This window comes from Stenotrophomonas sp. YJH_SMC_10 (assembly GCF_059371555.1).
The window spans coordinates 149,871-173,302 of sequence record NZ_JCAFUS010000009.1 but is presented as its reverse complement, the minus strand read 5'-3'; the positions used below and the strand labels follow the sequence as shown (position 1 = coordinate 173,302).

The window sequence follows — 23,432 nt, the reverse complement described above, 5'->3', positions numbered from 1 at the left end:
GACACGCCATGTCACTGCAATCGCTGGACATCATCCGCCGCTCGGCCACCACCACGCCCTCGCCGGAGGCGCGGGGGGCGCACACCGGCCAGGTCGCCAAGCTGATCGATGTGAGCAAGTGCATCGGCTGCAAGGCCTGCCAGGTCGCCTGCATGGAATGGAACGACCTGCGCGACGAGGTCGGCAGCTGTGTCGGCAGCTATGACAACCCGCCCGATCTGAGTGACCAGTCGTGGACGGTGATGAAATTCCGCGAGTACGAGGACGAGAAGGGCAAGCTGGAGTGGCTGATCCGCAAGGAAGGCTGCATGCACTGCAGCGACCCGGGCTGCCTCAAGGCCTGCCCGTCGCCGGGCGCGATCATCCAGTACGCCAACGGCATCGTCGACTTCCAGGAAGAGAACTGCATCGGCTGTGGCTACTGCGTAACCGGCTGCCCGTTCGATGTGCCGCGCATCTCCAAGAAGGACCACAAGGCCTACAAGTGCACGCTGTGTTCGGACCGGGTGGCGGTGGGCCAGGAACCGGCCTGCGTGAAGACCTGCCCGACCGGGGCGATCACCTTCGGCAGCAAGCAGGCGATGACCGAGCACGCGGCCGGACGCGTGGAAGACCTGAAATCGCGCGGCTACGGGAACGCTGGCCTGTACGACCCGCAGGGCGTGGGCGGCACCCACGTGATGTACGTGCTGCAGCACGTGGACAAGCCGGAGCTGTATGCCGACCTGCCCAAGGACCCGCGGATCAGCCCGATGGTGGAAGTCTGGAAGGGCGTGGCCAAGCCGCTGGGCGTGCTGGCGATTGCCGCCACGGCCTTTGCTGGGTTCCTGCATTACATCGGCATCGGCCGCAACACGGTCAATGACGAGGAAGAAGAGGCCGCCGAACACGAAGCGAAGAAGATCGAAGAGGAGCAGCGGCCATGAAGTACGCCCCGCACCCGCGGCAGATCATCCGCTACCGCGCGCCGACCCGCATCAATCACTGGATCGTGGCGATCTGCTTCGTGCTGACCGCGCTGTCCGGGCTCGCGCTGTTCCACCCTGCCCTGTTCCCGTTGACCCAGCTGTTCGGTGGCGGCCCGTGGACACGCATCCTGCATCCATTCATCGGCCTGGCCATGGTGGTGGGCTTCACATTGCTGGCGATCCGCATGTGGCGTGACAACCTGCCGACCGCCGACGACCGTGCGTGGATGCGCGGCATGCGCGACGTGCTGCGCAACGAAGACGAAAGGCTGCCGCCGGTGGGCCGCTTCAATGCCGGCCAGAAGCTGCTGTTCTGGGCCATCATCGGCTGCCTGTCGGCGCTGCTGCTGACCGGCTTCGTGATCTGGCGGCAGTATTTCAGCCACTTCTTCCCGATCGGGCTGATCCGCTTCTCGGTGCTCGCCCATGCGTTGTTCGGCTGGGTACTGGTGTGTGCGATCGTGGTGCACATCTATGCCGCGCTCTGGATCAAGGGCTCTGTGCGGGCGATGACCCAGGGCAAGGTGACCTATGGGTGGGCCTACAAGCATCACCGGCAATGGTTCCGGGACATCCTGCGCGGGCGGCGGGAACAGGGCTAGCGGCAGGGCCTGTGGCCCTGCACCTGCAGAAGCAACGTCAACGTCAAAAGCTGGCTTCCTGAGGAGTTGCGGGGTGGGTCCGGTTGCGGGGGACGCTGCAAGTACGTCCATGTAAGCTCGGTCGCCGCATCCATGCGGCTCACGCCCCCGCAACCGGACCCACCCCGCCTTCGACAGTTCACCGGTGCTTTTGGTAGGTGTCGACCTTGGTCGACACGATGAACACGGTAACAACCGATGGGGTCAGATCCGTTTTCATGTGGAAAACGGATCTGACCCCAACCTTTCAAATGGCCGGCAACGCGCTGGACGCCAGCGCTGACAACGGCGAGGATGGAGGCTGGTTCTACTGGCTGGCCCTGCATGGCGCAACGCATCCTTGAACCCGGTGAGATCGAGACGCTCGCCTCGCGCGACGTGCCGCGCATCATCCTGCCCGATACCGAATCGCTGTTCGCTGCACGCGCGGCGCGACTGCGCAGCCTCGCCACGCACAGTGCCATCGGTGGCTATCTGCAGCTGCTGGCGGCGCTGGCCGATGCGCAGCAGGCGCTGCTGGACGAGCTGACGCCGCAACAGCGCGAGGCGCTGCAGGTTCAGGCGCGTGCACAACAGTCGAGCGCGGCCGCCGGTGCCGGCATGCCCTTGCGGCCCGCCAACACACTGCAACTGGACGGCCGCTGGCGCGACTGGCTGCGCACGCTGTGCCGGCACTGTGCCGACGAAGCCGGGCTGCCGGCGGAAACCCGGCGCGAACTTCTGCGCGTCGCCGCCGCCGATGACGCCTGGCTGGATGCGCAGGCGCACGCCGTGCTGGAGCGCGATGACGCCCCGTCGGTGGATGCGGTGGCGGCGCTGCTGGTGATGAATGCGTTGCAGGTGTACTGGGCCGTGCTCACGGCCAGTTTCCGCGCCAGCGACCTCAGGCCGCTGGCCGATGCGCCTGGCGTGTGCCCGCTGTGCGGCACCCTGCCGGTGGCCAGCGTGGTGCAGGCCCGCCCGCCCTATGCTTCATACCGCTATCTGTCGTGCTCGCTGTGCGCCTGCCAGTGGCACTACGTGCGCGTGCAATGCAGCCAGTGTGGCGCCGCTGGCAAGGACATCGCCTACCGCGCCCTGGCCAATGCCGACGGCGATGCCGCCCAAGCCGTGCGCGACAGCGCGGTGCGCGCCGAGACCTGCGACCACTGCCACAGCTACCGCAAGATCCTGTACCTGGAAAAGGACCCGGCGCTGGAACCGGTGGCCGACGACCTCGGCACGCTGGCGCTGGACCTGCTGCTGGGCGAGGAAGGCTACGCACGAGCCAGCCAGAATCCGCTGCTGTGGCAATCCGACGACGACTGACCGATGCCACGCACCTCCGCCGCCCCGGCATCGGCCGCCGCCCTGCCCTCGCTGGACAAGCTGCTGCGACTGCCGGCGCTGTCGGCGCTGATCGAAGATCACGGTCGCAGCCGCATCACCCAGCTGCTGCGCGCACACCTGCAGGCGCTGCGCGAGCGCATCGGTGCCGCACAGCTCTCGGCCGAGCAGCTGCGGCAGGCCATTGAAGGCCCGGCACTGGTCGCGGCGCTCGACGCCGCCCTTGCCGCCGATGCACGCCTCGACCTGCAGCCGATCTTCAACCTGACCGGCACCGTGCTGCACACCAACCTGGGTCGCGCGCTGTTGCCCGATGCCACCGTGCAGGCGGTCACCCGCGCGATGACCGCGCCGGTTGACCTGGAATTCGACATCGCCCGCGGCCGCCGCGGCGACCGCGATGCGCGGGTGCAGGCGCTGGTCTGCGAGCTGACCGGCGCCGAAGCGGCCACCGTGGTCAACAACAATGCGGCGGCGGTCCTGCTGCTGCTCAACAGCTTGGCCAACCGCCGCGAGGTGGTGGTGTCGCGCGGCGAACTGGTGGAGATCGGCGGTGCCTTCCGCATTCCCGATGTGATGCGCAGCGCCGGCGCGCGGCTGGTGGAAGTGGGTACAACCAATCGTACCCATCCCGCCGATTTCACCCATGCCATCGGCGCCCGCACCGCGCTGTTGATGGAGGTGCATGCCAGCAACTACGCGATCACCGGCTTCACCGCCAAGGTCAACACCGCGGCGATGGCAGCCATCGCGCACGACCATGGCCTGCCGCTGGTGGTGGACCTGGGCAGTGGCAGCCTGTGCGACCTGGCGGCCTTCGGCCTGCCGCACGAGCCGACCGTGCAGGAAACGCTGGCGGCGGGCGCCGACCTGGTCTCGTTCAGTGGCGACAAGCTGCTGGGCGGGCCGCAGGCCGGCATCATCGCCGGCCGCGCCGACCTGATCGCGCGGATCAACCGCAACCCGCTCAAGCGCGCGCTGCGCATGGACAAGATGGGCCTGGCCGCGCTGGCGGCGGTGCTGGCCCTGTACCGCGAGCCGGAACTGCTGGCCCAGCGGCTGCCGACACTGCGTACGCTCTCGCGGACACAGGATGACATGGATGCGCAGGCCCAGCGCCTGCTTCCGCCGATGCGCTCGGCGCTGCCGGCCGGCTACATGCTTGAACAAGCACGGATGCACAGCCAGATCGGCAGTGGCGCGCAGCCACAGGCGCAGCTCGGCAGTGCCGGCCTGCGCATCACCACTGCGCAACGCGGCGGCCTGGACCGCCTGGCCAAGCGCCTGCGCCAGCTGCCGCGACCGGTGCTGGGCCGCATCGGCGAGGACGCATTGTGGCTGGACCTGCGTTGCCTGGAACCGTCCGAGGAAGCGGACTTCCTCGCCCAGTGGGGCGCGCTGCAACCATGATTGTCGGCACCGCCGGGCATATCGACCATGGCAAGACGCGCCTGGTGCGGGCACTGACCGGCATCGAAACCGATCGCCTGCAGGAAGAGCGCACGCGCGGCATCTCCATTGAACTGGGCTATGCCTATGTCCCGGTGGAGGGCTCAGTTGGAGACGCGTCGGCGACGCTGGGTTTCGTCGACGTGCCAGGCCATGAACGCTTCGTGCATACGATGGTGGCCGGTGCTACCGGCATCGACATGGCGCTGCTGGTGATTGCCGCCGACGACGGTGTGATGCCACAGACCCGCGAGCACCTGGCGATCCTGCAGTTGCTGGGCGTGGATCGCGGCGCAGTGGCGCTCACCAAGATCGACCGGGTGGACGCCGCGCGCATGGCCCAGGTCGAGACCGAGATCGCTGCACTGCTGGCCGGCACGCCGCTGCAGGATGCGCCGGTGTTCGCCTGCAACAGCACCTCCCCCGATGATGTGGGCATCAACGCATTGCGCACCCACCTGCATGCATGCGCCACAGACGAGTTCAACGCGCGACGGGCCGCGCTGCACCATGAACTGTTCCGCATGCCGGTGGACCGCGTGTTCTCATTGGCCGGCCACGGCACGCTGGTGACCGGCGCGGTGCATGGCGGCGTCGCCTCGGTTGGCGAACATCTGCAGCTGATGCCGGCGGCCACCGATGTGCGCGTGCGCAGCATCCACGCGCAGAACCGGGCCAGCGAACGTGCGATGGCCGGCCAGCGCTGCGCGTTGAACCTGGCTGCCATCGCGCGCGAAGACATCCACCGTGGCGACTGGATCGCCGATCCACGCGCCCTGCTGGCCACCCTCCGTGTCGACGTACGGCTGCGGGTTTCCGCGCAGGCCGCACCGTTGCGCGACTGGGCACCGCTGCATATCCACTGGGGCACGATGCACCGGCAGGCCCATCTTGTGTTGCTGGAGGACGCTCCCTCCGGCGATGGGCAGCTCGTGCAGCTGGTATTCGATTCGCCGGTCTGTGCGATGTGCGGTGATCGCTTCATCGCCCGTGATTCGGCGGCCACCCACACGCTGGGCGGCGGCATCGTGCTCGATCCGGAGCCTCCGCAGCGGCGCCGGCGCAGCCCGGCACGGCTCGCCTGGCTGCGCGCACTGGAGCAACTGGCCGCAGGTGCCGGGCTCGGTCCGCTGTTGCAGCAGGCGCCCTTGGGGATACCCATGGCCACACTGCAGCGCTACTGCCGGCGCGCGGCCGACCGCATCGATCTTCCTGCAGACACACGACGCATCGTCACCCGCGAAGACACGGTGGTCATCCTCGCCTCGCACTGGCAAGTGCTGCGCGAGCAGGTAATTGCCTCACTGCGCAGCTGGCACGAGCGACGCCCGGACGAACCCGGTGTCGACAGCGGGCGCCTGCAACGCAGCACCCTGCCCGCGCTTGCGACGGGGCTCTGGAATGCGCTGCTGCAGGACCTGCTGGCCGACGGCACGCTGCAGCGCGTGGGCGCGTGGTGGCGCCTGCCCGGTCACGACCATGCGCCGCCGGAGCGTGAACGCCTGCTGCTGGAACGCGTGCTCCCGCACCTGCACGCCGGTGGTTTCGATCCGCCGTGGGTGCGTACCCTGGCCACCGACTTCGGCCTGCCCGAGGACGAGGTCCGCGCCATCCTGCGGCGTGCCGCCGCGCGCGGCGAACTGTTCCAGGTGGTACCGGACCTGTTCTATGCGCCGGCCCGCATCGCCGAGCTGGCCGCGATCGTCGCACGGCTGTCGCAGGCCAGCGGTACGGTGGATGCGGCCGCCTTCCGCGATGCCATCGGCCTGGGGCGCAAACGCAGCATCCAGATCTTGGAGTTCTTCAATCGCGTTGGCTACACTCGACGCGTCGGTGACCAGCATCGGCCGCGCGGCGACCTGCAGTGGAACGCGGCCCACGACTGAGCGCACCGGCACCGCAGTACTTCGGAAGGCATGCGCATCCGGGCATGCGGCTGGGCTTCAAACCCAGTAGGGGGCGTCGATCGCTCCCTGGTAGGTTCGACTCCTGCTGTCTTCCGCCATTCGTGTTTCCGCAGGAGATGTCGGCATGGCCACGCACGCGCAGTCCCCCGCCCCTTCCACGGCCGATGCCCCGCAACGACTGACCTCGCTGGCCCACGGTGGCGGTTGCGGCTGCAAGATCGCGCCGGGCGTGCTGACCGAGCTTCTGCGCGGCGTTCCGGCACTTCCCGCACCGGCTGAACTGCTGGTCGGCCGCGAGACCAGCGACGACGCGGCGGTGTATCGCCTCGATGACCGCCAGGCGATTGTCGCCACCACTGATTTCTTCATGCCGATCGTCGACGACCCGTTCGACTTCGGCCGCATCGCCGCCACCAACGCGTTGTCGGACCTGTACGCGATGGGCGCACGACCCTTGTTCGCGCTGGCCATCGTCGGCATGCCGATCAACACGCTGCCACAGGACACCATCCGCGCCATCCTGCAGGGCGGCGAGCGTGCCTGCGCCGACGCCGGCATCGTGGTGGCCGGCGGCCACAGCATCGATTCGGTGGAACCGATCTATGGCCTCGCCGCGATCGGCGTGCTCGATCCGCAGCGGCTCAAGCGCAATGCCGATGCCCGCGCCGGCGATGTGCTGGTGCTGGGCAAGCCGTTGGGCGTGGGCGTGTATTCGTCAGCACTGAAGAAAGAAGTGCTGGATGCCGACGGCTACCGGCAGATGATCGCGTCGACCACCCGCCTGAACACCGTGGGCGTGCCGCTGGCCGCGCTGGACGGCGTGCATGCCATGACCGACGTCACCGGCTTCGGCCTGCTCGGCCATCTGCTGGAAGTGTGCCGCGCCAGCGGCGTCGCTGCCGAAGTGGACAGTAACCAGGTGCCGCTGCTGCCACAGGCGCTGGACCTGCTGCAGCGTGGCTGCGTGACCGGTGCCTCCAATCGCAACTGGGCCTCGTATGGCACCGAGGTGCGCTTCGCCGAAGGCTTGGCCGCCCACTGGCAGCCACTGCTGACCGACCCGCAGACCAGTGGCGGCCTGTTGGTGTCCTGTGCCCCGGATGCGGTGGATGCGGTGCTGGCCTGTTTCCACGACGCCGGGTTCGGCCAGGCGGCCGTGGTGGGGCGGCTGGCCGAAGGCGCGCCGGGCGTCAGCGTGCGCTGATGCGTTGAAACGACAAGGGCGCCCGAAGGCGCCCCTGCGCTGTTGCCGGATGCAACCTCACTCGATGTTCTGCACCTGCTCGCGGATCTGGTCGATCAGCACCTTCAGCTCCACCGCCGCATTGGACGTACGGCTGTCCACCGACTTCGAGCCCAGCGTGTTGGCTTCGCGGTTGAACTCCTGCAGCAGGAAGTCCAGGCGGCGGCCGACCGGCTCGCGCTGCTTGAGCACGCGGCGGATCTCGACGATATGGCTGCCGAGCCGGTCCAGCTCTTCATCCACATCCAGCTTCTGCAGCCACAGCACCAGTTCCTGCTCGGCGCGGCCCGGGTCGACCGGGTGCGGCAGATCGGCCAGGCGTGCGGCCAGCTTGGCGCGCTGGCCGTCGCGAATGGCCGGAATCAGCGTGCGGACGTCGGCGGCGATGCGTTCAATACCGTCCACGCGCTCGCTGATGGCCGCGGCCAGCTTGCCACCTTCGCGCTCGCGGGCCTCGACGAAGCCGTCCAGCACCTGGTCCAGCAGGGCCAGCGCCTCGACCTGCAGGGCGGCCGCATCGGTGGCCTCGCCGCGGGTCACGCCCGGCAGCTGCAGCAGGTCGGTGAAGCTGACCTGCAGGTTGGGGAAATCGGAGGTCAAGCGGTGGGCCAGGCGGCCCAGCTGGCCCAGCAGGGCCTCGTCCACCTGCAGGTTGGCGGCCGCTTCCGGCGCGCGCAGGCGCATCACCAGATCCAGCTTGCCGCGGCTCAGGCGCGCGGCGATGCGCTCGCGCAGCTGCGGTTCGAGCGCCCGCAGTTCCTCGGGCAGGCGGGTGCCGACCTCCAGGAAACGGTGGTTGACCGAGCGCAGCTCGCAGCCCAGCGTGCCCCACGGGGTGACCCGCTCGCCGCCGGCATAGGCGGTCATGCTTCGAATCATGGAATGTGTCCGGTGCGTGCAAAGGGGGAATGGTACCCTAGCGCCCTCACCAGAGCCCCCTCGCCCGCCCCGTGAAGGCCGCGGGCGTGGCGGCGTACTCCCTTGCCATTACGGAACCCGCACCATGTCCGATTCCCGCCCCAGCGGCCGCCAGCCCGACCAGCTCCGCCCGGTCGTCATCCAACGCGGCTTCACCCGCCACGCCGAAGGTTCGGTGCTGGTGTGCTTCGGTGAAACCCGCGTGCTGTGCACCGCCAGCGTCGAGAACCGCGTGCCGGGCTTCCTGCGCGGCAAGGGCGAAGGCTGGGTGACGGCCGAGTACGGCATGCTGCCGCGCGCCACCCACACCCGCAGCGACCGCGAAGCAGCGCGTGGCAAGCAGGGTGGCCGCACGCTGGAGATCCAGCGCCTGATCGGCCGCAGCCTGCGCGCCTGCGTGGACCGCAACGCGCTGGGCGAGCGCACCATCACCCTCGACTGCGACGTGCTGCAAGCCGACGGTGGCACCCGCACCGCCGCCATCACCGGCGCCTACGTGGCCCTGGTCGATGCAGTGAACGTGCTGATCAAGCGCGGCGACATCAAGCGCAACCCGGTCCTGGGCGCAGTGGCGGCGGTGTCGGTGGGCGTGTACCGCGGCACCCCGGTGCTGGACCTGGACTACGCCGAAGACAGCGACTGCGACACCGACATGAACGTGGTGATGAACGACGGCGGCGGCTTCATCGAGCTGCAGGGCACCGCCGAAGGCCATGCCTTCCGTCGCGATGAACTGGACGCGCTGCTGGGCCTGGCCGAGAAGGGCGTAGCCGAGCTGCTGGCCGCGCAGCAGGCGGCGCTGTCGGCATGAACCGGCGCCTTGCCCTGACCACCCTGGTGGTGGCCGACTATGACGAAGCCATTGCGTGGTACACCGGCAAGCTCGGCTTCGCATTGCTCGAAGACATCGACCAGGGGCACAAGCGCTGGGTGGTGGTCGGCCCGACCGACGGCAGCGCCGCCGCCCTGCTGCTGGCCCGCGCCAGCGACGAGGAACAGCGCAGCCGCATCGGCAACCAGACCGGTGGCCGCGTTGCCTTCTTCCTCCACACCGACGACTTCCACCGCGACCACGCAGCGATGCTGGCCGCCGGCGTCGAGTTCCTGGAAGCACCGCGCGAAGAACCCTATGCAACGGTCGCGGTATTCCGCGACCTGTATGGCAACACCTGGGACCTGTTGGAGCCCCGTCAATGAACAAACTGGTACTGGCCAGCCACAATGCCGGCAAGCTGGTGGAGATGCAGGAGATCCTCGCCGACCTGCCGCTGCAGATCACCTCGGCCGCCGAGCTGGGCCTGGGCGACGTCGAGGAGACCGGCCTGACCTTCGTCGAGAACGCGCTGCTGAAGGCACGCGCCGCCTGCGAAGCGACCGGCCTGCCGGCGCTGGCCGATGATTCGGGCCTGATCGTCGATGCCCTGGGCGGTGCGCCGGGACTGTACAGCGCGCGCTATGCCGGCCACCCGACCAACGCCGCGGCCAACAACGCCAAGCTGCTGGACGCGATGGCCGCAGTGCCCGACGGCCAGCGCAGCGCCCGCTTCTACGCGGTGATCGTGCTGCTGCGCCACGCCACCGACCCGCAGCCGCTGATCTGCGAAGGCCGCTGGGAAGGGCAGATCATCCGCGAGCCGCGTGGCACCAATGGTTTCGGCTACAACCCGGTGTTCCTGGACACCACCCACGGCCTGACCGCCGCGGAAATGGAGCCGGCCCTGAAGAACGCCATCAGCCACCGTGCCATTGCCCTGCAGCAGCTCAAGCAGCAGCTGGCGACGCTGTACTGACGCCCGACCTGATCGAACCAGGGAAGCCGGCCAACGGCCGGCACTACCGATGAACCCCATGCCGCACGCCCACGACCACTGCACCCACCTGCCCGGCGAAGCCTGTTCCGCTGACCACGACAGCGCACCGCGACTGGTGCCACCACCGCTGTCGCTGTACGTGCACCTGCCGTGGTGCGTGCGCAAGTGCCCGTACTGCGACTTCAATTCGCACCAGGCCAAGGGCGACCTGCCGTTCGAGGCCTACATCGATGCACTGCTGCGCGACCTCGACCAGGACCTGCCGCTGGTCTGGGGCCGGGTGGTGCACAGCGTGTTCTTCGGTGGCGGCACGCCCAGCCTGTTCCCGCCCGACGCCATCGACCGCTTCCTGCAGCAGGCCAGCGCGCGCCTGCGCTTCGCACCCAATGCCGAGATCACCCTGGAGACCAACCCGGGCACCGCCGAGCATGGCCGCTTCGACCGCTACCGCGCGGCCGGCGTGAACCGCCTCAGCTTCGGCATCCAGAGTTTCGACGACGCGATGCTCAAGCGCCTGGGCCGCATCCACGACAGTGGCGAAGCCGAGCGCGCGGTGAAGATGGCGCAGGACGCGGGCTACGACAATTTCAACATCGACCTGATGTACGCGCTGCCGGAACAGACCCTGGCTGGTGCCGAGGCTGATCTGGAGCGTGCGTTCGCGCTGCAGCCGGCGCATATCTCGCACTACCAGCTGACCCTGGAACCGAACACGGTGTTCTTCGCGCGGCCGCCGCAGGGCATTCCCGATGAAGACCACGCCTGGGACATGCAGGAACACTGCCAGGCGCTGCTGGCGCAGGCCGGCTTCGGCCAGTACGAGGTCAGCGCGTACGCGCGCCCTGGCCGGCAGAGCGCGCACAACCTGAACTACTGGCGCTTCGGCGATTACCTGGGCATCGGTGCCGGCGCGCACGGCAAGATCAGCTCGGGCGCCGAAGAACACGTGCTGCGCCGCTGGAAACTGAAGCACCCGCAGGCCTACCTGGACGGCGCCGGCACGCCGGCCTCGTTCGGTGGCGACGATGTGATCGCGCCCGCGCGCCTGCCGTTCGAGTACATGCTCAACCTGCTGCGCCTGCACGAAGGTTTCGGCCTGCGCGATTTCGAGTCGCGCACCGGGCTGCCACGCAGCGTGCTGGACGCACCGCTGGCCGAGGCCGTCCAGCGCGGCTGGCTGGACGTGGCGGAGGGCCACGTGCAGCCGACCGAGCTGGGCCGCCGGTTCACCAACGACGTGGTGAGCCTGTTCCTGGAGGAATAAGCCCTGCGCCATACCGGGTAGTGCCGGCCGCTGGCAGGCAACCCGGTAAAGACGGTTCTGCCGGCCAGCGGCCGGCACTACCGTTCATGCGCCGGGCATGGCCGCGACCCGCACGCGCATTCACCCTAAAGTAGCGCTGACTGCGGCCGACACGGTAGATTCACTAGATCGATCCGCGGGAATCCGGGTACCGCTCGCCGATGTCAGCTGTCTTTTCCATCACCCCTGCCGACAAGGCCCGCCTGGCCGCCAGCGACCTGCCACCGCGGGTGCGCGAGCTGTTGGGCGCATTGATCGGCCTGTGCCGGCAAACGTTGGCCGCGCCGCTGATCCTGACCGTCGAAGCGTTGGAGCAGACGCTGCTGCACGACGCCGACCGTGCACGCAATCCCATGCAGCAGGCGGACCTGATGGCGCAGCGCGGCCAGCTGCACGCCTTCGCCGGCCATTTCGCCGACCGCATGCTTGATGCCGTCGCCGAGGCACTGGCGGGCCTGCGCGAGCCGTCCACCGCTTCGGCAGCGCACGCCACCCCGCCGCCCCTGCCAGGCATGCTCGGGCTGTCGCTGGTCGATGAGCACGAGGTGGACCGCGACCTGCTGCTGACCGAGATGGTCCGGCGCGAAACCCTGCGCTCGACCAATTCGCTGAACCTGCTGGGCCAACGCCTGGGCGTGCTTGCAGCGGCGCCCGCCTTCGAGGCCGACACCCTGCCACTGGCACCGCAGGCCCTGTGCGCGATGGTGCGCCGGATCGCCGAACAGGATGCCCTGGGCGTGGAGGTGCAGCTTGCGTTGTACCGCAGCTTCGAGCGGCAGGTGCTGGAGCGCCTGGGCGATGTGCTGGACCGCGCCAATGCGCTGCTGGCCCAGCACGGCGTGCTGCCGGGGCTGGTCTACACCCCATACCTGGCGCGCTCAGCAAGCACCCGTCGGATCATTACCCAGTCGGTGGGTGGCGGCCGCGCAACTCAGCCTGCCAAGCGCGCCGCCGCGCCACTGACCGGTTGGAACGGCTCCGCGCCCGCCGGTTCATGGTCGAACCTGGTGCAGGATGCCTTCAACGATGCGGGTACGCCGGGCGCAGCCACCGCTGGCGTGACCACGGCCACCGGCAGCGTGCTGCATGAACTGCTGCAGCAGGCCCGCCATGCCTCGGCGCCCGCTGCCGATCACGCTGCGGTGCCCAGCGCCGCCGTCGATGCGGTCCTCGCGCGCCTGCAGGCCCAGTCCAGCGCGGCCACCGGGGTCGCCGACCTGGAAGCTGCGGTGGTCGCCCAGTTGCGCAGCGAGCACGGCGCACAGGCCCAACTGGGCAGCCACGACCGCGACAATCTCGAGCTGCTGCGCCTGCTGATGCAGCAGGTACAGCAGCAGCAGCGCCCCGATCCGGTGCCGGCGGCCCTGCTGGCGCGCCTGCAGGTGCCGCTGGCGCGTGCGGCGATGGCCGATCCCGGCTTCTTCGTGCGCGACGAGCATCCCGCACGCGAACTGCTCAACCAGATCGCCGAAGTCGGCGCCCACTGGCTGGGCGACGATGATGTGGACCCCCAGCTGCTGCAGCGCATGGCACAGAGCGTGCAGGGCCTGCTTGGCCAGGACGCGCGCTCGCCCGAAGCCTTCGCCAGCGCCAATGAGGACGTGCAGCAGCACCAGCGCGCGGCGGCCCATCGCGCCGAGCTGGCCGAGCGCCGCCACGTCGAGGCCGCACGCGGCAAGGAACGGCTGGAACTGGCGCGTCGCCAGGCCAATGCGCAGATCGACCAGTGCTGTGACCTGCGTGCGCCGCCGCGCTTCGTGCAGACCCTGCTGCGCCAGGCGTGGGCCGATGCACTGACCCTCACCCGCCTGCGCCATGGCGACGATTCGCCGCAGTGGCAGGAACGCCTGCTGCAGACCGAGCGCATCGCCGCGGTGACCGCGCAGGCCGTCGATGCCAACGGTGGCACCGATGCAGTGCTGGCCAGCGAGGTGGAATCGGCGCTCGTGCAGGTCGGCTATCACGCCGAGGAAGCCGCCGCCGTTGCGCGCCGCCTGGCCACGCCAGGAGGCGAGGATGAAAGCACCTCGCGCACCGAACTCAGTGCGCGCCTGAAGGCACGTGCACGACTGGGCGAACATGCTGCCAGCGGCAGCGCCGACGCCCCGCGCACGCCGCGCAGCAGCGCCGAAGAGGCGGCCTACCAGCAGCTGGTGGCCCTGCCCTTTGGCAGCTGGTTCGACATCGACAACGGTGACGGCACCCTGCGCCGCCAACGCCTGTCCTGGTACAGCCTGCTGACCGGCCACGCCCTGTTCGTCAATCCGCGCGGGCAGAAGATCGCCGATACCGACCTCGATACGCTGGCCCGGCAGATCAGCGCCGGACGCGCGCAGCTGGTCACCGAAGACAAGGGCCGGCTGGTCGATCGCGCATGGCAGGCCAGCCTCGGCGCACTGCGTGCGCTGGCTGGCGGCCGTTACAAGGAGGCGTCCGTTTGAACGTGCAACCGCCGCAGGACACCCGCCGCGCGCCGCGTCGCCAGGTCTCCGACCTGGTGCCAGTCACCGACCAGATGCGCGAATGCGTGGTGGGCCGGCTCGGCAATGTCTCCGAGACCGGCATGTTGATGCTGGCCAGCACCCCGCTGCGCGAGGACGCGCTGTACCAGTTCCGCTTCCCGCTGCCGATCGGTGACGGCCGCCACGAGGCCATTGACGTCGGCGTGCACCTGCTGTGGAGCGAGCCGGCGCATGTGCCCGGCCAGAGCTGGACAGGCTTCCGCTTCCTCACCCTGTCCCGCGAACATCGGCAGCTGCTGCGCCAGTGGATCGGCGAAGACAGCGACGAGGGACCGGTTTCGACGGCCTGAGTGCCGGTTCCAGCACAGCGGTTTTTCGCGGTATGCGGCAGAATCTAGGGCCGTTTTCCGTGTCGAGCCACCGCAATGATCCAGCAAGACCCCGGCGCCCTGTATCCCGACCACCTGGCCGTGCTGTGCCGACGTGCCGAGCAGGCGCTGGCGCGCGGCGGCTTCGACCATCTGGTGGTGCCCAGCGGCACCCTGCACTACCAGGTCTTCGACGATCGTGATTACCCGTATGCGGTCAATCCGCAGTTCAAGGCCTGGCTGCCGCTGACCCGCGTGCCCAACAGCTGGATCGTGTTCACCCCCGGCAAGCGCCCGGCGGTGATCTTCCACCAGCCCTTCGATTACTGGCACGTGGTGCCGGACGCACCGAGTGGCTGGTGGGTGGAGCACTTCGACATCCACATCATCCGCACGCCGGAAGAGGCGCTGGCCCTGCTGCCGGCCGACCCGTCGCGCTGCGCGATCCTCGGCGAGCCGCAGAGCGCGCTGGGCAGCTACGTGCCGAACAACCCGGCACCGGTGGTGAACTACCTGGAATGGCACCGCGGCCGCAAGACGCCCTATGAGATCGCGTTGATGCGCCAGGCGCAGGTGCTGGGCGTGCGCGGCCATCGCGCGGCCGAAGCCGCGTTCCGCAACGGCGCCGATGAGTTCAGCATCCACATGGCGTACTGCCAGGCGGTTGGCCAGGACGCCAACGAGCTGCCCTACGGCAACATCGTAGCGTTGAACGAGCACGCCGCCGTGCTGCATTACACCGAGCTGGGCCGCAAGGCACCGCAGCCGCTGCGCAGCTTCCTGATCGATGCCGGTGCCAGCGCGCACGGCTACGCCAGCGACATCACCCGTACCTACGCAGCGCGGGGCCACGAGGAGTTTGCTGCGATGATCGCCGCCATCGACGCTGCCCAGCAGCAGATGTGCGCGGCGGTGCGGCCGGGCTTCGACTACAAGCAGCTGCACGTGGACGCGCATCTTTCGCTGATGGCGGTGCTGAAGGACTTCGGCGTGATCAAGGTGTCGCCGCAGACCGCGCTGGAGACCGGCGTCAGCGCCGCATTCTTCCCACACGGCATCGGCCACCTGATCGGCCTGCAGGTGCACGACGTGGCCGGCTTCGCTGCCAGCGACGAAGGTGGCCGCATCGAGCGTCCGGCGGGCCATCCGTACCTGCGCCTGACCCGAGTGCTGGAACCGGGCATGGTGGTGACCATCGAACCGGGCCTGTACTTCATCGACATGCTGTTGAACGAAGTGAAGGACGCCGGTCATGGTGATGCGATCAACTGGGACCGGGTGGACTTCTTCCGTCCGTATGGTGGCATCCGCATCGAAGACGAAGTGCTGTGCACCGAGGGCGAAGCGGACAACCTGACGCGGCCGGCGTTTGCGGCGGCGAACGACTGAGCCCCTCGTGGTTGGGCGCTTGGAGCAAAAGCCGCGCTTGGCGGGGCGGGTGGGCCATGCAGGGGACGCTGCAAGTACGTCCCTGCATGGCCCACCCGCCCCACCTTTGACAGTTTCCTGCGCGCGTCCAACCACGGAAAAGAAAAAAGAAAAGCAAAAGCGGGTCGCTTGCTGCGCTCGCTCTGTGTCGACCAAGGTCCACACCTACCCACAGCCACGCGTGCCAACACCGCAGTTGCCAGTAGATCCACACCATGCGTGGATGATTCATTCGATATCTGACAGATGTGCCGATCAACGGTCGGCACCCACCAACAGCCGCGTGAACCTGTCGAAGGCGGGGCACTGTGGGTTTGCGGGGTGTGAGCGGCATGGATGCCGCGACCAAGCCCCCATGGACGGGTTCACGGCGTCCCCGCAAACCCACAGTGCCCCGCCATCCCACGGAATGCGCGCTGTTGCTGTTGCAGTTGCTGTTGCCTCTGCGGGTGCAGGGCTGCAAGCCCTGCAGAACAACCCCTTACCCCGCCATCACCGCTTCAATCTCGTCGGCGCTGCGCGCCAGGCCTTCGGTCAGCACGCGATGACCGTCATCGGTGATCAGCACATCGTCTTCGGTGCGGATGCCGATGCCGCGCCAGCGCGGCTCCACCGTCGTATCGTCCACGCCGATGTATAACCCCGGCTCGATGGTGAACGCCATGCCCGGCTCCAGCAGGCGCGAGTCACCGGCCAGGCGGTAATCGCCCACGTCGTGCACGTCCAGCCCGATCCAGTGCCCGGTCTTGTGCCGGTAGAAGCGCTGGTATAGGCCTTCGGACAGGTTCTTTTCCAGCGTCCCCTTCAGCAGGCCCAGCCGCAGCAGGCCCTCGGTCAGGGTCTGCACCGCGGCCAGGTGACCGGCCTCGTACGGCACGCCCGGCCTGGCCTGGGCCAGCGCCGCCGCCTGCGCCTCGCCGACCAGGTCGTGCAGCGCGCGCTGCTCGGCGCTGAAGCGGCCGTTCACCGGGAAGGTCCGGGTGATGTCGCTGGCGTAGCCACGGTACTCGGCACCGGCGTCGATCAGCACCAGCTCGCCGTCGCGCGAACGCGCGCTGTTGTCCCGGTAATGCAGGATGCAACCGTTGCGGCCCGCACCGACGATGCTGCAATACGCCGGCACCGCATCGCTGGCGCGGAACACGCGTTCCAGCTCGGCCTGCAGTTCGTACTCGTGGATGCCCGGCCTGGCAGCCTTCATCGCCGCCAGGTGGGCGCGAACGCTGATCTGCGCGGCGTGGTGCATCAGCGCCACTTCCGCACCGGACTTGAACAGGCGCTGCTCGTGCAGCAGGTGGCCCAGTTCCAGGAACTCGTGCGGCGGCTGCGCGCCATGGCGTACCTGCGAGCGCACGCGGTTGACCCAGCCGATCAGCTTCAGGTCGAAGTCGGCGTCGCGGCCGAAGTGGTAGTAGACGCGCGAGCGCCCCTCCAGCAGGCCCGGCAGGATGTCGTCCAGATCGTCGATCGGGTAGGCATCGTCCATGCCGTACTGCGCCACCGCGCCTTCCTGGCCGGCGCGGCTGCCATCCCAGGCTTCGCGCTCGGCATCACGTTCGCGGCAGAACAGGATGGCCTCGCCGTGGCGGCGGCCCGGGATCAGCACCAGCACTGCTTCCGGTTCCGGGAAGCCGCTCAGGTACTGGAAATCCGAATCCTGCCGGAACGGATAATGGGTATCGAGGCTGCGCACCTTTTCTGCCGCAGCCGGCAACACCAGGATCGCGTCCTCGCCGGCCATGTCCATCAGCTGGCGGCGGCGACGCTTGTACTCGCCGGCCGCAATGCCGGTGCGCTGCTTGATGTCCATCAGTTCAGGCGCTGACGATGGCGCGAAGCCAGCACCACGTCACCGTGCAGCAGCAGCACCGCCACGCGGATGAACTCCTCGATCTCCGACAGGGCTTCGTCGTCATCATCGCCGCCGGCCTCGAAATCCTCGCTGGAGGCGCGCGCCAGGCTGGCCATGTCAGTCAGCGCTTCTTCCCCCTCTTCGGACAAGGCCGGGCGACGGCCGCCGCTGCCCAGGCCGAAGCCGCCCAGGAAGGAGCGGGTCCAGCTGAACATGGCATCGGCCTGCGCGGAGACCTCATCGGTGTCCGCCAGCAACAGCTCGAAGGCGAAGTCGCGGTCTTCCAGCTGCTTGATGGTGGCCTGCAGCAGCTGCCCCAGCACGCTGTCGGCAGCGACGGGCGGCAGGTTGTCGTCGGCCAGCACGCGTGCCGGCCAGTCGTTGCCGGGGGCACCGCCGGCGGCCAGCCAGCCGCACAGCGCACCGTGCAGCTCGGCAGCGGTAGCGCCCAGGCCCAGTTCCTGGCTGGCGCGGGTAACGTCGTCGACGGAGGGAAGTTCGGTCATCGTGCGGCTCGTTCGGAGAGGAAACCCGGGGCGCGCACGCGCGCGCCCGTGAGACCCCGTAGTGTAGCAACCCGGCGGCATCCTCCCGGTAGCCCTCCGGCCTTGCTGCGACAGCGCTTGACCGCCCTTGCCCGGCTTGCCTATCGTGCCTGCATGGAACCCGCCGATCCCCTTGCCCAGCTGCAGGACTTCGCCGCCCGCGTGGAAGCGTTGCTTGAACGCAACCAGCGCCTGGCCGAGGAGAACCGCAGCCTGCGCCACCAGCAGGAGCAGCTGGTGGCGGAGCGTTCGACGCTGCTGGCCAAGAACGAACAGGCGCGCTCGCGGGTGGAAGCGATGATCAGCCGGCTCAAATCCCTGGAGCAGCACACATGAGCGCCGAACCGGTCAGTGTCCGCATCCTCGATCGTGAATACACCGTGGGGGTCGGCGGCGATGAACGCGACAGCCTGATGGCAGCCGCGCGCCTGCTGGACGCGCGCATGCGCGAGATCCGCGGCAGCAACCGCATGGCCGCCGTCGACCGCGTCGCCGTGCTGGCCGCGCTCAACCTGGCTCACGAACTGCAGCTGCTGCGCGACGAGAACGCCCGCCAGGCGGTGGCCCTGCAACAGACCCTGGCCGACCTGAACCGGCGCCTGGACCGCGCGATCGACGGCCCCCCCTAGAAAAAGGGGACGGAGGGGATTAAGGCGCATTCGCCCCATCCGTGCCGGAAACGTCTTAATCCCCCCCGTCCCCTTTTCGCATATCTGAATTGGCACGGACTGTTGCCGACGAACGGCCTATCCAGATCCTGCGTGCTGGCTATAATGGCCACGCGTTCTCTGCGGTACTCGACGGCATGTGCAAACATTCGCCTTGTCCCTTAAGAACGACACCGGGAGCGCGACAGCGCCGGGAGTGCAGGTCCGCCTTGTAGCGGGAAGCCCGATGGTTCTCCAGCGTTCCCACTTGAGCCCCCGGGTTCAAGGTCGTTTCGCATGCATCGACATTGCGGAGAATGCAATATTCCAGCAAGGGCGGCGTCTTCGGGCGTCGCCCTTGTTCTTTCCGGCACAATGACGGCTGATCCTTGCCGCACGCTGCCATGACCGACCCGCGCCAGGCCCTGCGCCACGACCTGCGGCAACGCCGCCGCGACCTCTCCGCCGGTGAGCGCATCGCTGCCGCCGAATCGCTGGCCGATGCCCTGCTGGCCCTGCCGTTCGCCCCGCGCGAAGGCGCCGTGGCCGGCTACTGGGCGCTGGATGGCGAAATCGCCCTGCACCGCTGGCAGCTGCAACTGCCCGAAGGCCTCACCTACTGCCTGCCGGTGCTGGCCGGCGACGTGCTGCGCTTCGCGCCGTGGCGGCCGGGGCAGGCGCTGACCAGCAACCGCTACGGCATTCCCGAACCGGACGTAGCGCTGGACGATACGCTGGAACCGGCGCAGATGGCGCTGGTGGTGGCCCCGCTGGTGGGGTTCGACGCCCACTGCCGGCGGCTGGGCATGGGGGGCGGCTGGTATGATCGCAGCTTCGCCTTCCGCCATGACCGGCCGGCGCCGCCCTGGCTGGTCGGTGCTGCGTTCGCAGTGCAGCAGGTCGAGTCCTTGCCGGTGGCGTCGTGGGACGTGCCGGTGGATGCGATCTGCACCGAAGACGGCACCCTGTTCCCCTCCGCTGCCCCCGTGAACGCATGACCGCCCGCAAGCGCTACTGGCTGATGAAGTCCGAACCGGACGCCTTCTCCATCGATGACCTGGCCAAGGTCAAGGTCGAACCCTGGAACGGGGTGCGCAACTACCAGGCGCGCAACTTCATGCGCGATGGCATGCAGGTCGGCGACGGCATCCTGTTCTACCACTCCAATACCAAGGTGCCCGGCATCGTCGGCCTGGCCACGGTGGCCAGCACGGCCTATCCGGACGACACCCAGTTTGATCCAACATCCGACTACTACGACCCCAAGAGCACGCGCGAGAACCCGCGCTGGATGCTGGTGGACGTGGCCTTCGACCGCAAGCTGAAGCAGGTGATCGCGCTGGACGAGATCAAGCTGCACGCCGAGGAACTGGGCGAAGGCTTCCCGCTGGTTGCCAAGGGCAACCGCCTGTCGGTGTTCCCGGTGACCGCCGCGCAGTGGAAGCTGCTGCTGTCGCTGGAAAAGAAATCCTGATTCCCTGCCTGAGAGTTCTCCCATGTCCGAAGCCAAGCGCCTGGCCGCCGAGAAAGCCATCGAATACGTCGAAGACGGCATGATCGTCGGTGTCGGGACCGGTTCCACCGTGGCCTATTTCATCGATGCCCTGGCCCGCATCCAGCACCGCATCAAGGGCGCCGTGTCCAGCTCCGAGCAGAGCACCGCGCGCCTGAAGCAGCACGGCATCGAGGTGATCGAGCTGAACCACAGCGGCAACCTGTCGCTGTACGTGGACGGCGCCGATGAGTGCGATCCGAACAAGTGCCTGATCAAGGGCGGCGGCGCCGCACTGACCCGCGAGAAGATCATCGCCGAGGCCAGCGAGCGCTTCATCTGCATCGTCGACCCGAGCAAGCAGGTGCCGGTGCTGGGCAGGTTCCCGCTGCCGGTGGAAGTCATCCCGATGGCGCGCAGCCTGGTCGCCCGCCAGATCCGCGACATGACCGGCGGCCAGCCGACCTGGCGCGAAGGCGTGGTCACCGACAACGGCAACCAGATCCTGGACATCCACAACCTGCAGATCACCGATCCGGAAAAGCTGGAGCGCGAGCTCAACCAGCTGCCGGGCGTGGTCTGTGTGGGCCTGTTCGCGCGGCGTCGCGCCGATGTGGTGATCGTCGGCGGCGAACCGCCGGTCGTGCTCTGACCCTTCAGAAGGATCCTGATGATGTCGCTGTTGCGTTCGCTGCTGATGCTTCCGCTGCTGGCCCTGGCCGGTTGTGCCACCGACGCGGCCCGCCATTGGGTCGAACTGGAGGGCGCCCGCTACCAGGTGGAGCTGGCCACCAACGATGAGACCCGCGCCCGCGGATTGATGTTCCGCGACCAGATGGCGGCCGACCACGGCATGCTGTTCATCCACGACCGCGAGGAGATGCAGGCGTACTGGATGAAGAACACCAAGATCGCGCTGGACATCCTGTACTTCGACAACCAGCGCAGGCTGGTCAGCCAGCAGCGCGACGTGCCGCCGTGCTCGGCCGGCGATATGTGCCCGCCCTACCCCAGCGGCGGCCCGGCGCGTTATGTGCTGGAGCTCAACGCCGGCCAGGCCGAGAAGCTGCAGCTCAAGGACGGCACGGAGCTGAAATTCGGCCCGGGCATCGAAAAGTAAACGATACGGCCGGCACCCACGGTAGTGCCGGCCGCTGGCCGGCAACCCGGCTGGGGTCCCGATCGGGGCCAGATCCCTTTCGCACGCGGAAGGGATCCGACCCCTGCATCTTTCACGCGGCACCGCTTGAAACCGCACGCGAATGACGCCAGTCTGTGGCCATGCAGGACCGGATCACACTCCCCGACTGGGATGCACTGGCCGACCTCGAAGACGAGGCACTGCCACTGTTGCCGACCGCGCTGTTGATCGCGCGCGATGAATACCCCGATCTGCAGCCGTCGACCTACGACGCGCTGATCCAGAGCCATGTCGAGCACCTGCGCTCGGAAGTGGAGAGCATCGACAACAGCCCGCTGAAGATGGCGGCGATCAATCGCCACCTGTTCGACGAGCTGGGCTACAGCGGCGACCACGACAAGTACTACGATCCGCGCAACAGCTACCTCAACCAGGTGTTCGAGCGCCGCCTGGGCAACCCGATCTCGCTGGCGCTGGTGCAGATGGAAGTCGCGCGCCGGCTGGGCATTCCGCTCGATGGCGTGTCTTTCCCCGGCCACTTCCTGGTGCGCCTGCCGGTGGACGACGGCGTGCTGGTGATGGACCCGTTCAACGGCGGCCGTCCGCTGGACGTGGACGAACTGCGGGAACGGGCCAAGTCACATCTTGGCGGGCAGATGCCCGACGACCAGGTGCTGGCGCAGATCCTCGACCCGGCGCCGGCGCGCGCAATCCTGATGCGCATGCTGCGCAACCTGCATGGTGTATACGCCGAGGCGGGCGAATGGGACCGCGCGGCACGCAGTGCCGACCGCCTGCTGAAGCTGGCCCCGGAGCAGGACGACGCGCTGCGTGACCGTGGCCTGGCCTACCTGCAGCTGGAGTACCTGGCCGGCGCCCGCCACGATCTGGGGCAGTACCTGAAGCGCAACCCGGAAGCCAGCGACGCGCAGTGGCTGCGGGAGAAGCTGATCGACCTGGGCGGACCGATGCCGCGGCTGCATTGAGGGTGCCGGCGTGTGGACCAACGGCCCACACCCAAGGCTAGGTCAATCGACCTCGACCATCTCGAAATCGGCCTTGGTGACCCCGCAGTCCGGGCAGGTCCAGGTCTCTGGAATGTCCTCCCAGCGCGTCCCCGGCGCGATGCCCTCCTCCGGCAGGCCCTCCGCTTCGCTGTACAGGAAGCCGCAGACCACGCACATCCAGGTGCGCAAGGTGGTGGGGGTGGCATCGCTCATCGGATAATCGGGGCTGGATTCACGGGCCGCCATTGTCCCATCGCGGTCCACTCACCGGTAGCCATCGATGTCTTCTGCTTCCCCGGCGCCTCGCGGCGTCTACCTGATCACCCCGGACGATCCCGATACCGCGCGCCTGCTGGCCCGTACCGCGCCGCTGCTGGCCGCGGGCGCTACCTGGCTGCAGTACCGCAACAAGACCGCCAGTGGCGCGCTGCAGCGGGAGCAGGCCATCGCCCTGCAGGCGCTGTGCGCGGAATACGGCGTGCCGCTGATCGTCAACGACGACCCGGCGCTGGCCAAGGCCGTTGGCGCGGCGGGGGTGCATCTGGGCGGCACCGACGGCGACATCCCCAGCGCGCGCGCCCTGCTCGGCCCCGAGGCCATCATCGGCGCCTCCTGCTATGACCAGCTGGCCAATGCCGAGAGGGCCGTGGCCGCCGGCGCCAGCTACGTGGCCTTCGGCGCGTTTTTCCCGACCACCACCAAGATCACCACCAGCCGCGCGCATACCGACCTGCTGCGGCAAAGCGCCGCACTGGGCGTGCCGCGGGTGGCGATCGGCGGGCTGACGCCGGACAATGTCGGTCCCATCATCGACGCCGGTGCCGATCTGGTCGCCGTGGTCAGCAGCGTGTTCGCCGCCGAAGACCCGGTCGCGACCCAGCGCGCCTTCCTCGTCCAGTTCGCGTAACGCCCAGGATATTCCCC

Annotated in this window: 26 protein-coding genes, 1 tRNA gene and 1 other RNA gene; 24 read left to right on the top strand and 4 right to left on the bottom strand. The window is 68.4% G+C overall.

The features are described from left to right. Positions 1-8 precede the first annotated feature (8 nt). The 8 genes from fdxH (at position 9) to selD (ending at position 7,495) form a co-directional block, all read left to right on the top strand. Positions 9-926: a formate dehydrogenase subunit beta gene (gene fdxH, locus AC5P9C_RS13360; RefSeq protein ID WP_049465732.1), complete on the top strand. Its 918-nt coding sequence runs from the start codon at positions 9-11 to the stop codon at positions 924-926. Next, positions 923-1,570 carry a formate dehydrogenase subunit gamma gene (locus AC5P9C_RS13355; protein WP_064239116.1) on the top strand — a complete coding sequence of 216 codons (648 nt, stop codon included), beginning with the start codon at positions 923-925 and terminating at the stop codon, positions 1,568-1,570. Before fdxH ends, AC5P9C_RS13355 begins: the two co-directional genes overlap by 4 nt. Positions 1,571-1,776: 206 nt before the next feature. After that, a complete protein-coding gene (locus AC5P9C_RS13350) occupies positions 1,777-1,953 on the top strand; it encodes a hypothetical protein (RefSeq protein WP_495205176.1) in 177 nt (58 codons plus the stop codon). Further along, positions 1,934-2,917 carry a formate dehydrogenase accessory protein FdhE gene (gene fdhE / locus AC5P9C_RS13345; RefSeq protein ID WP_343543655.1) on the top strand — a complete coding sequence of 328 codons (984 nt, stop codon included), beginning with the start codon at positions 1,934-1,936 and terminating at the stop codon, positions 2,915-2,917. Before AC5P9C_RS13350 ends, fdhE begins: the two co-directional genes overlap by 20 nt. Positions 2,918-2,920: 3 nt before the next feature. Next, entirely contained in the window at positions 2,921-4,345 is a 1,425-nt protein-coding gene (selA, locus tag AC5P9C_RS13340) for an L-seryl-tRNA(Sec) selenium transferase (protein ID WP_414615295.1), read from the top strand. Continuing rightward, positions 4,342-6,270, top strand: coding sequence for a selenocysteine-specific translation elongation factor (gene selB, locus AC5P9C_RS13335; protein ID WP_343542228.1), 1,929 nt, complete (start codon positions 4,342-4,344; stop codon positions 6,268-6,270). Before selA ends, selB begins: the two co-directional genes overlap by 4 nt. A gap of 23 nt (positions 6,271-6,293) precedes the next feature. Continuing rightward, positions 6,294-6,389, top strand: a tRNA-Sec gene (locus AC5P9C_RS13330). 26 nt (positions 6,390-6,415) lie between these two features. Continuing rightward, positions 6,416-7,495 carry a selenide, water dikinase SelD gene (gene selD / locus AC5P9C_RS13325; RefSeq protein WP_343542230.1) on the top strand — a complete coding sequence of 360 codons (1,080 nt, stop codon included), beginning with the start codon at positions 6,416-6,418 and terminating at the stop codon, positions 7,493-7,495. A 57-nt stretch (positions 7,496-7,552) separates the two neighbouring features. Here the strand turns inward: selD and AC5P9C_RS13320 are convergent, their stop codons facing one another. Beyond that, positions 7,553-8,413: a YicC/YloC family endoribonuclease gene (locus AC5P9C_RS13320; RefSeq protein ID WP_049464265.1), complete on the bottom strand. Its 861-nt coding sequence runs from the start codon at positions 8,411-8,413 to the stop codon at positions 7,553-7,555. 124 nt (positions 8,414-8,537) lie between these two features. Here AC5P9C_RS13320 and rph point away from each other — a divergent pair, with 124 nt between their 5' ends. The 7 genes from rph to pepQ all read left to right on the top strand — a co-directional run bounded on the left by rph (position 8,538) and on the right by pepQ (position 15,785). Then, complete coding sequence (gene rph, locus AC5P9C_RS13315; RefSeq protein WP_049464263.1) at positions 8,538-9,263, top strand: ribonuclease PH; 726 nt, start codon at positions 8,538-8,540, stop codon at positions 9,261-9,263. Beyond that, on the top strand, positions 9,260-9,649 hold the full coding sequence (locus AC5P9C_RS13310; protein ID WP_057493331.1) for a VOC family protein: 390 nt from the start codon (positions 9,260-9,262) through the stop codon (positions 9,647-9,649). Before rph ends, AC5P9C_RS13310 begins: the two co-directional genes overlap by 4 nt. Beyond that, positions 9,646-10,242 (top strand): RdgB/HAM1 family non-canonical purine NTP pyrophosphatase, encoded by a 597-nt coding sequence (gene rdgB, locus AC5P9C_RS13305; RefSeq protein ID WP_343542234.1) that lies wholly within the window; start codon positions 9,646-9,648, stop codon positions 10,240-10,242. Before AC5P9C_RS13310 ends, rdgB begins: the two co-directional genes overlap by 4 nt. Positions 10,243-10,300: 58 nt before the next feature. After that, the gene (gene hemW / locus AC5P9C_RS13300) at positions 10,301-11,527 is read left to right on the top strand and encodes a radical SAM family heme chaperone HemW (protein ID WP_343542236.1); all 1,227 of its coding nucleotides are present in this window, start codon (positions 10,301-10,303) and stop codon (positions 11,525-11,527) included. Positions 11,528-11,727: 200 nt separating this feature from the next. Continuing rightward, positions 11,728-14,007: a DUF1631 family protein gene (locus AC5P9C_RS13295; protein ID WP_164687730.1), complete on the top strand. Its 2,280-nt coding sequence runs from the start codon at positions 11,728-11,730 to the stop codon at positions 14,005-14,007. Then, positions 14,004-14,378, top strand: coding sequence for a PilZ domain-containing protein (locus tag AC5P9C_RS13290; protein ID WP_049464255.1), 375 nt, complete (start codon positions 14,004-14,006; stop codon positions 14,376-14,378). The genes AC5P9C_RS13295 and AC5P9C_RS13290 overlap by 4 nt, the downstream gene beginning before the upstream one ends. Before the next feature lie 75 nt (positions 14,379-14,453). Beyond that, positions 14,454-15,785: a Xaa-Pro dipeptidase gene (gene pepQ, locus AC5P9C_RS13285; protein ID WP_164687731.1), complete on the top strand. Its 1,332-nt coding sequence runs from the start codon at positions 14,454-14,456 to the stop codon at positions 15,783-15,785. 520 nt (positions 15,786-16,305) lie between these two features. Here pepQ and AC5P9C_RS13280 read toward each other — a convergent pair. Both AC5P9C_RS13280 and AC5P9C_RS13275 read right to left on the bottom strand, forming a co-directional pair. Then, positions 16,306-17,628, bottom strand: a complete 1,323-nt coding sequence (locus AC5P9C_RS13280) for an aminopeptidase P N-terminal domain-containing protein (protein WP_103282597.1) — start codon at positions 17,626-17,628, stop codon at positions 16,306-16,308. 5 nt (positions 17,629-17,633) lie between these two features. Beyond that, entirely contained in the window at positions 17,634-18,182 is a 549-nt protein-coding gene (locus AC5P9C_RS13275) for a UPF0149 family protein (RefSeq protein ID WP_019661998.1), read from the bottom strand. Between the two features lie 153 nt (positions 18,183-18,335). On the opposite strand from AC5P9C_RS13275, the gene AC5P9C_RS13270 reads away from it, so the two are divergent. The 8 genes from AC5P9C_RS13270 (at position 18,336) to AC5P9C_RS13235 (ending at position 22,487) form a co-directional block, all read left to right on the top strand. After that, positions 18,336-18,557 (top strand): TIGR02449 family protein, encoded by a 222-nt coding sequence (locus tag AC5P9C_RS13270; protein WP_005410898.1) that lies wholly within the window; start codon positions 18,336-18,338, stop codon positions 18,555-18,557. After that, entirely contained in the window at positions 18,554-18,850 is a 297-nt protein-coding gene (locus AC5P9C_RS13265) for a cell division protein ZapA (RefSeq protein WP_057493325.1), read from the top strand. Before AC5P9C_RS13270 ends, AC5P9C_RS13265 begins: the two co-directional genes overlap by 4 nt. 153 nt (positions 18,851-19,003) lie before the next feature. Next, positions 19,004-19,189, top strand: a non-coding RNA gene (ssrS, locus tag AC5P9C_RS13260) — 6S RNA. Positions 19,190-19,272: 83 nt separating this feature from the next. Further along, positions 19,273-19,866, top strand: a complete 594-nt coding sequence (locus AC5P9C_RS13255) for a 5-formyltetrahydrofolate cyclo-ligase (protein WP_074726450.1) — start codon at positions 19,273-19,275, stop codon at positions 19,864-19,866. After that, positions 19,863-20,342 carry an EVE domain-containing protein gene (locus AC5P9C_RS13250; protein WP_064239126.1) on the top strand — a complete coding sequence of 160 codons (480 nt, stop codon included), beginning with the start codon at positions 19,863-19,865 and terminating at the stop codon, positions 20,340-20,342. Before AC5P9C_RS13255 ends, AC5P9C_RS13250 begins: the two co-directional genes overlap by 4 nt. 22 nt (positions 20,343-20,364) lie before the next feature. Further along, on the top strand, positions 20,365-21,012 hold the full coding sequence (gene rpiA, locus AC5P9C_RS13245) for a ribose-5-phosphate isomerase RpiA (RefSeq protein ID WP_014648291.1): 648 nt from the start codon (positions 20,365-20,367) through the stop codon (positions 21,010-21,012). Positions 21,013-21,033: 21 nt separating this feature from the next. Further along, on the top strand, positions 21,034-21,480 hold the full coding sequence (locus AC5P9C_RS13240) for a DUF192 domain-containing protein (protein WP_053462577.1): 447 nt from the start codon (positions 21,034-21,036) through the stop codon (positions 21,478-21,480). A gap of 161 nt (positions 21,481-21,641) precedes the next feature. Beyond that, positions 21,642-22,487, top strand: a complete 846-nt coding sequence (locus tag AC5P9C_RS13235; RefSeq protein ID WP_049466926.1) for a SirB1 family protein — start codon at positions 21,642-21,644, stop codon at positions 22,485-22,487. A gap of 42 nt (positions 22,488-22,529) precedes the next feature. Here the strand turns inward: AC5P9C_RS13235 and AC5P9C_RS13230 are convergent, their stop codons facing one another. Next, positions 22,530-22,754, bottom strand: coding sequence for a rubredoxin (locus tag AC5P9C_RS13230; RefSeq protein ID WP_014038358.1), 225 nt, complete (start codon positions 22,752-22,754; stop codon positions 22,530-22,532). 34 nt (positions 22,755-22,788) lie between these two features. On the opposite strand from AC5P9C_RS13230, the gene thiE reads away from it, so the two are divergent. Beyond that, positions 22,789-23,415 carry a thiamine phosphate synthase gene (thiE, locus tag AC5P9C_RS13225; protein ID WP_164687732.1) on the top strand — a complete coding sequence of 209 codons (627 nt, stop codon included), beginning with the start codon at positions 22,789-22,791 and terminating at the stop codon, positions 23,413-23,415. Positions 23,416-23,432: the final 17 nt, after the last annotated feature.

Bases quoted from the DNA above. Each gene is read 5' to 3' on its own strand.
- AC5P9C_RS13270 (WP_005410898.1), top strand. From the start codon at position 18,336: ATGGAACCCGCCGATCCCCTTGCCCAGCTGCAGGACTTCGCCGCCCGC.
- AC5P9C_RS13355 (WP_064239116.1), top strand. From the start codon at position 923: ATGAAGTACGCCCCGCACCCGCGGCAGATCATCCGCTACCGCGCGCCG.
- AC5P9C_RS13230 (WP_014038358.1), bottom strand. From the start codon at position 22,754: ATGGCGGCCCGTGAATCCAGCCCCGATTATCCGATGAGCGATGCCACC.
- AC5P9C_RS13255 (WP_074726450.1), top strand. From the start codon at position 19,273: ATGACCGACCCGCGCCAGGCCCTGCGCCACGACCTGCGGCAACGCCGC.
- rpiA (WP_014648291.1), top strand. From the start codon at position 20,365: ATGTCCGAAGCCAAGCGCCTGGCCGCCGAGAAAGCCATCGAATACGTC.
- thiE (WP_164687732.1), top strand. From the start codon at position 22,789: ATGTCTTCTGCTTCCCCGGCGCCTCGCGGCGTCTACCTGATCACCCCG.
- AC5P9C_RS13240 (WP_053462577.1), top strand. From the start codon at position 21,034: ATGTCGCTGTTGCGTTCGCTGCTGATGCTTCCGCTGCTGGCCCTGGCC.
- selB (WP_343542228.1), top strand. From the start codon at position 4,342: ATGATTGTCGGCACCGCCGGGCATATCGACCATGGCAAGACGCGCCTG.
- AC5P9C_RS13265 (WP_057493325.1), top strand. From the start codon at position 18,554: ATGAGCGCCGAACCGGTCAGTGTCCGCATCCTCGATCGTGAATACACC.
- hemW (WP_343542236.1), top strand. From the start codon at position 10,301: ATGCCGCACGCCCACGACCACTGCACCCACCTGCCCGGCGAAGCCTGT.
- selD (WP_343542230.1), top strand. From the start codon at position 6,416: ATGGCCACGCACGCGCAGTCCCCCGCCCCTTCCACGGCCGATGCCCCG.
- fdxH (WP_049465732.1), top strand. From the start codon at position 9: ATGTCACTGCAATCGCTGGACATCATCCGCCGCTCGGCCACCACCACG.
- fdhE (WP_343543655.1), top strand. From the start codon at position 1,934: ATGGCGCAACGCATCCTTGAACCCGGTGAGATCGAGACGCTCGCCTCG.
- selA (WP_414615295.1), top strand. From the start codon at position 2,921: ATGCCACGCACCTCCGCCGCCCCGGCATCGGCCGCCGCCCTGCCCTCG.
- AC5P9C_RS13320 (WP_049464265.1), bottom strand. From the start codon at position 8,413: ATGATTCGAAGCATGACCGCCTATGCCGGCGGCGAGCGGGTCACCCCG.
- rdgB (WP_343542234.1), top strand. From the start codon at position 9,646: ATGAACAAACTGGTACTGGCCAGCCACAATGCCGGCAAGCTGGTGGAG.
- AC5P9C_RS13250 (WP_064239126.1), top strand. From the start codon at position 19,863: ATGACCGCCCGCAAGCGCTACTGGCTGATGAAGTCCGAACCGGACGCC.
- AC5P9C_RS13275 (WP_019661998.1), bottom strand. From the start codon at position 18,182: ATGACCGAACTTCCCTCCGTCGACGACGTTACCCGCGCCAGCCAGGAA.
- AC5P9C_RS13295 (WP_164687730.1), top strand. From the start codon at position 11,728: ATGTCAGCTGTCTTTTCCATCACCCCTGCCGACAAGGCCCGCCTGGCC.
- AC5P9C_RS13235 (WP_049466926.1), top strand. From the start codon at position 21,642: ATGCAGGACCGGATCACACTCCCCGACTGGGATGCACTGGCCGACCTC.
- AC5P9C_RS13310 (WP_057493331.1), top strand. From the start codon at position 9,260: ATGAACCGGCGCCTTGCCCTGACCACCCTGGTGGTGGCCGACTATGAC.
- pepQ (WP_164687731.1), top strand. From the start codon at position 14,454: ATGATCCAGCAAGACCCCGGCGCCCTGTATCCCGACCACCTGGCCGTG.
- rph (WP_049464263.1), top strand. From the start codon at position 8,538: ATGTCCGATTCCCGCCCCAGCGGCCGCCAGCCCGACCAGCTCCGCCCG.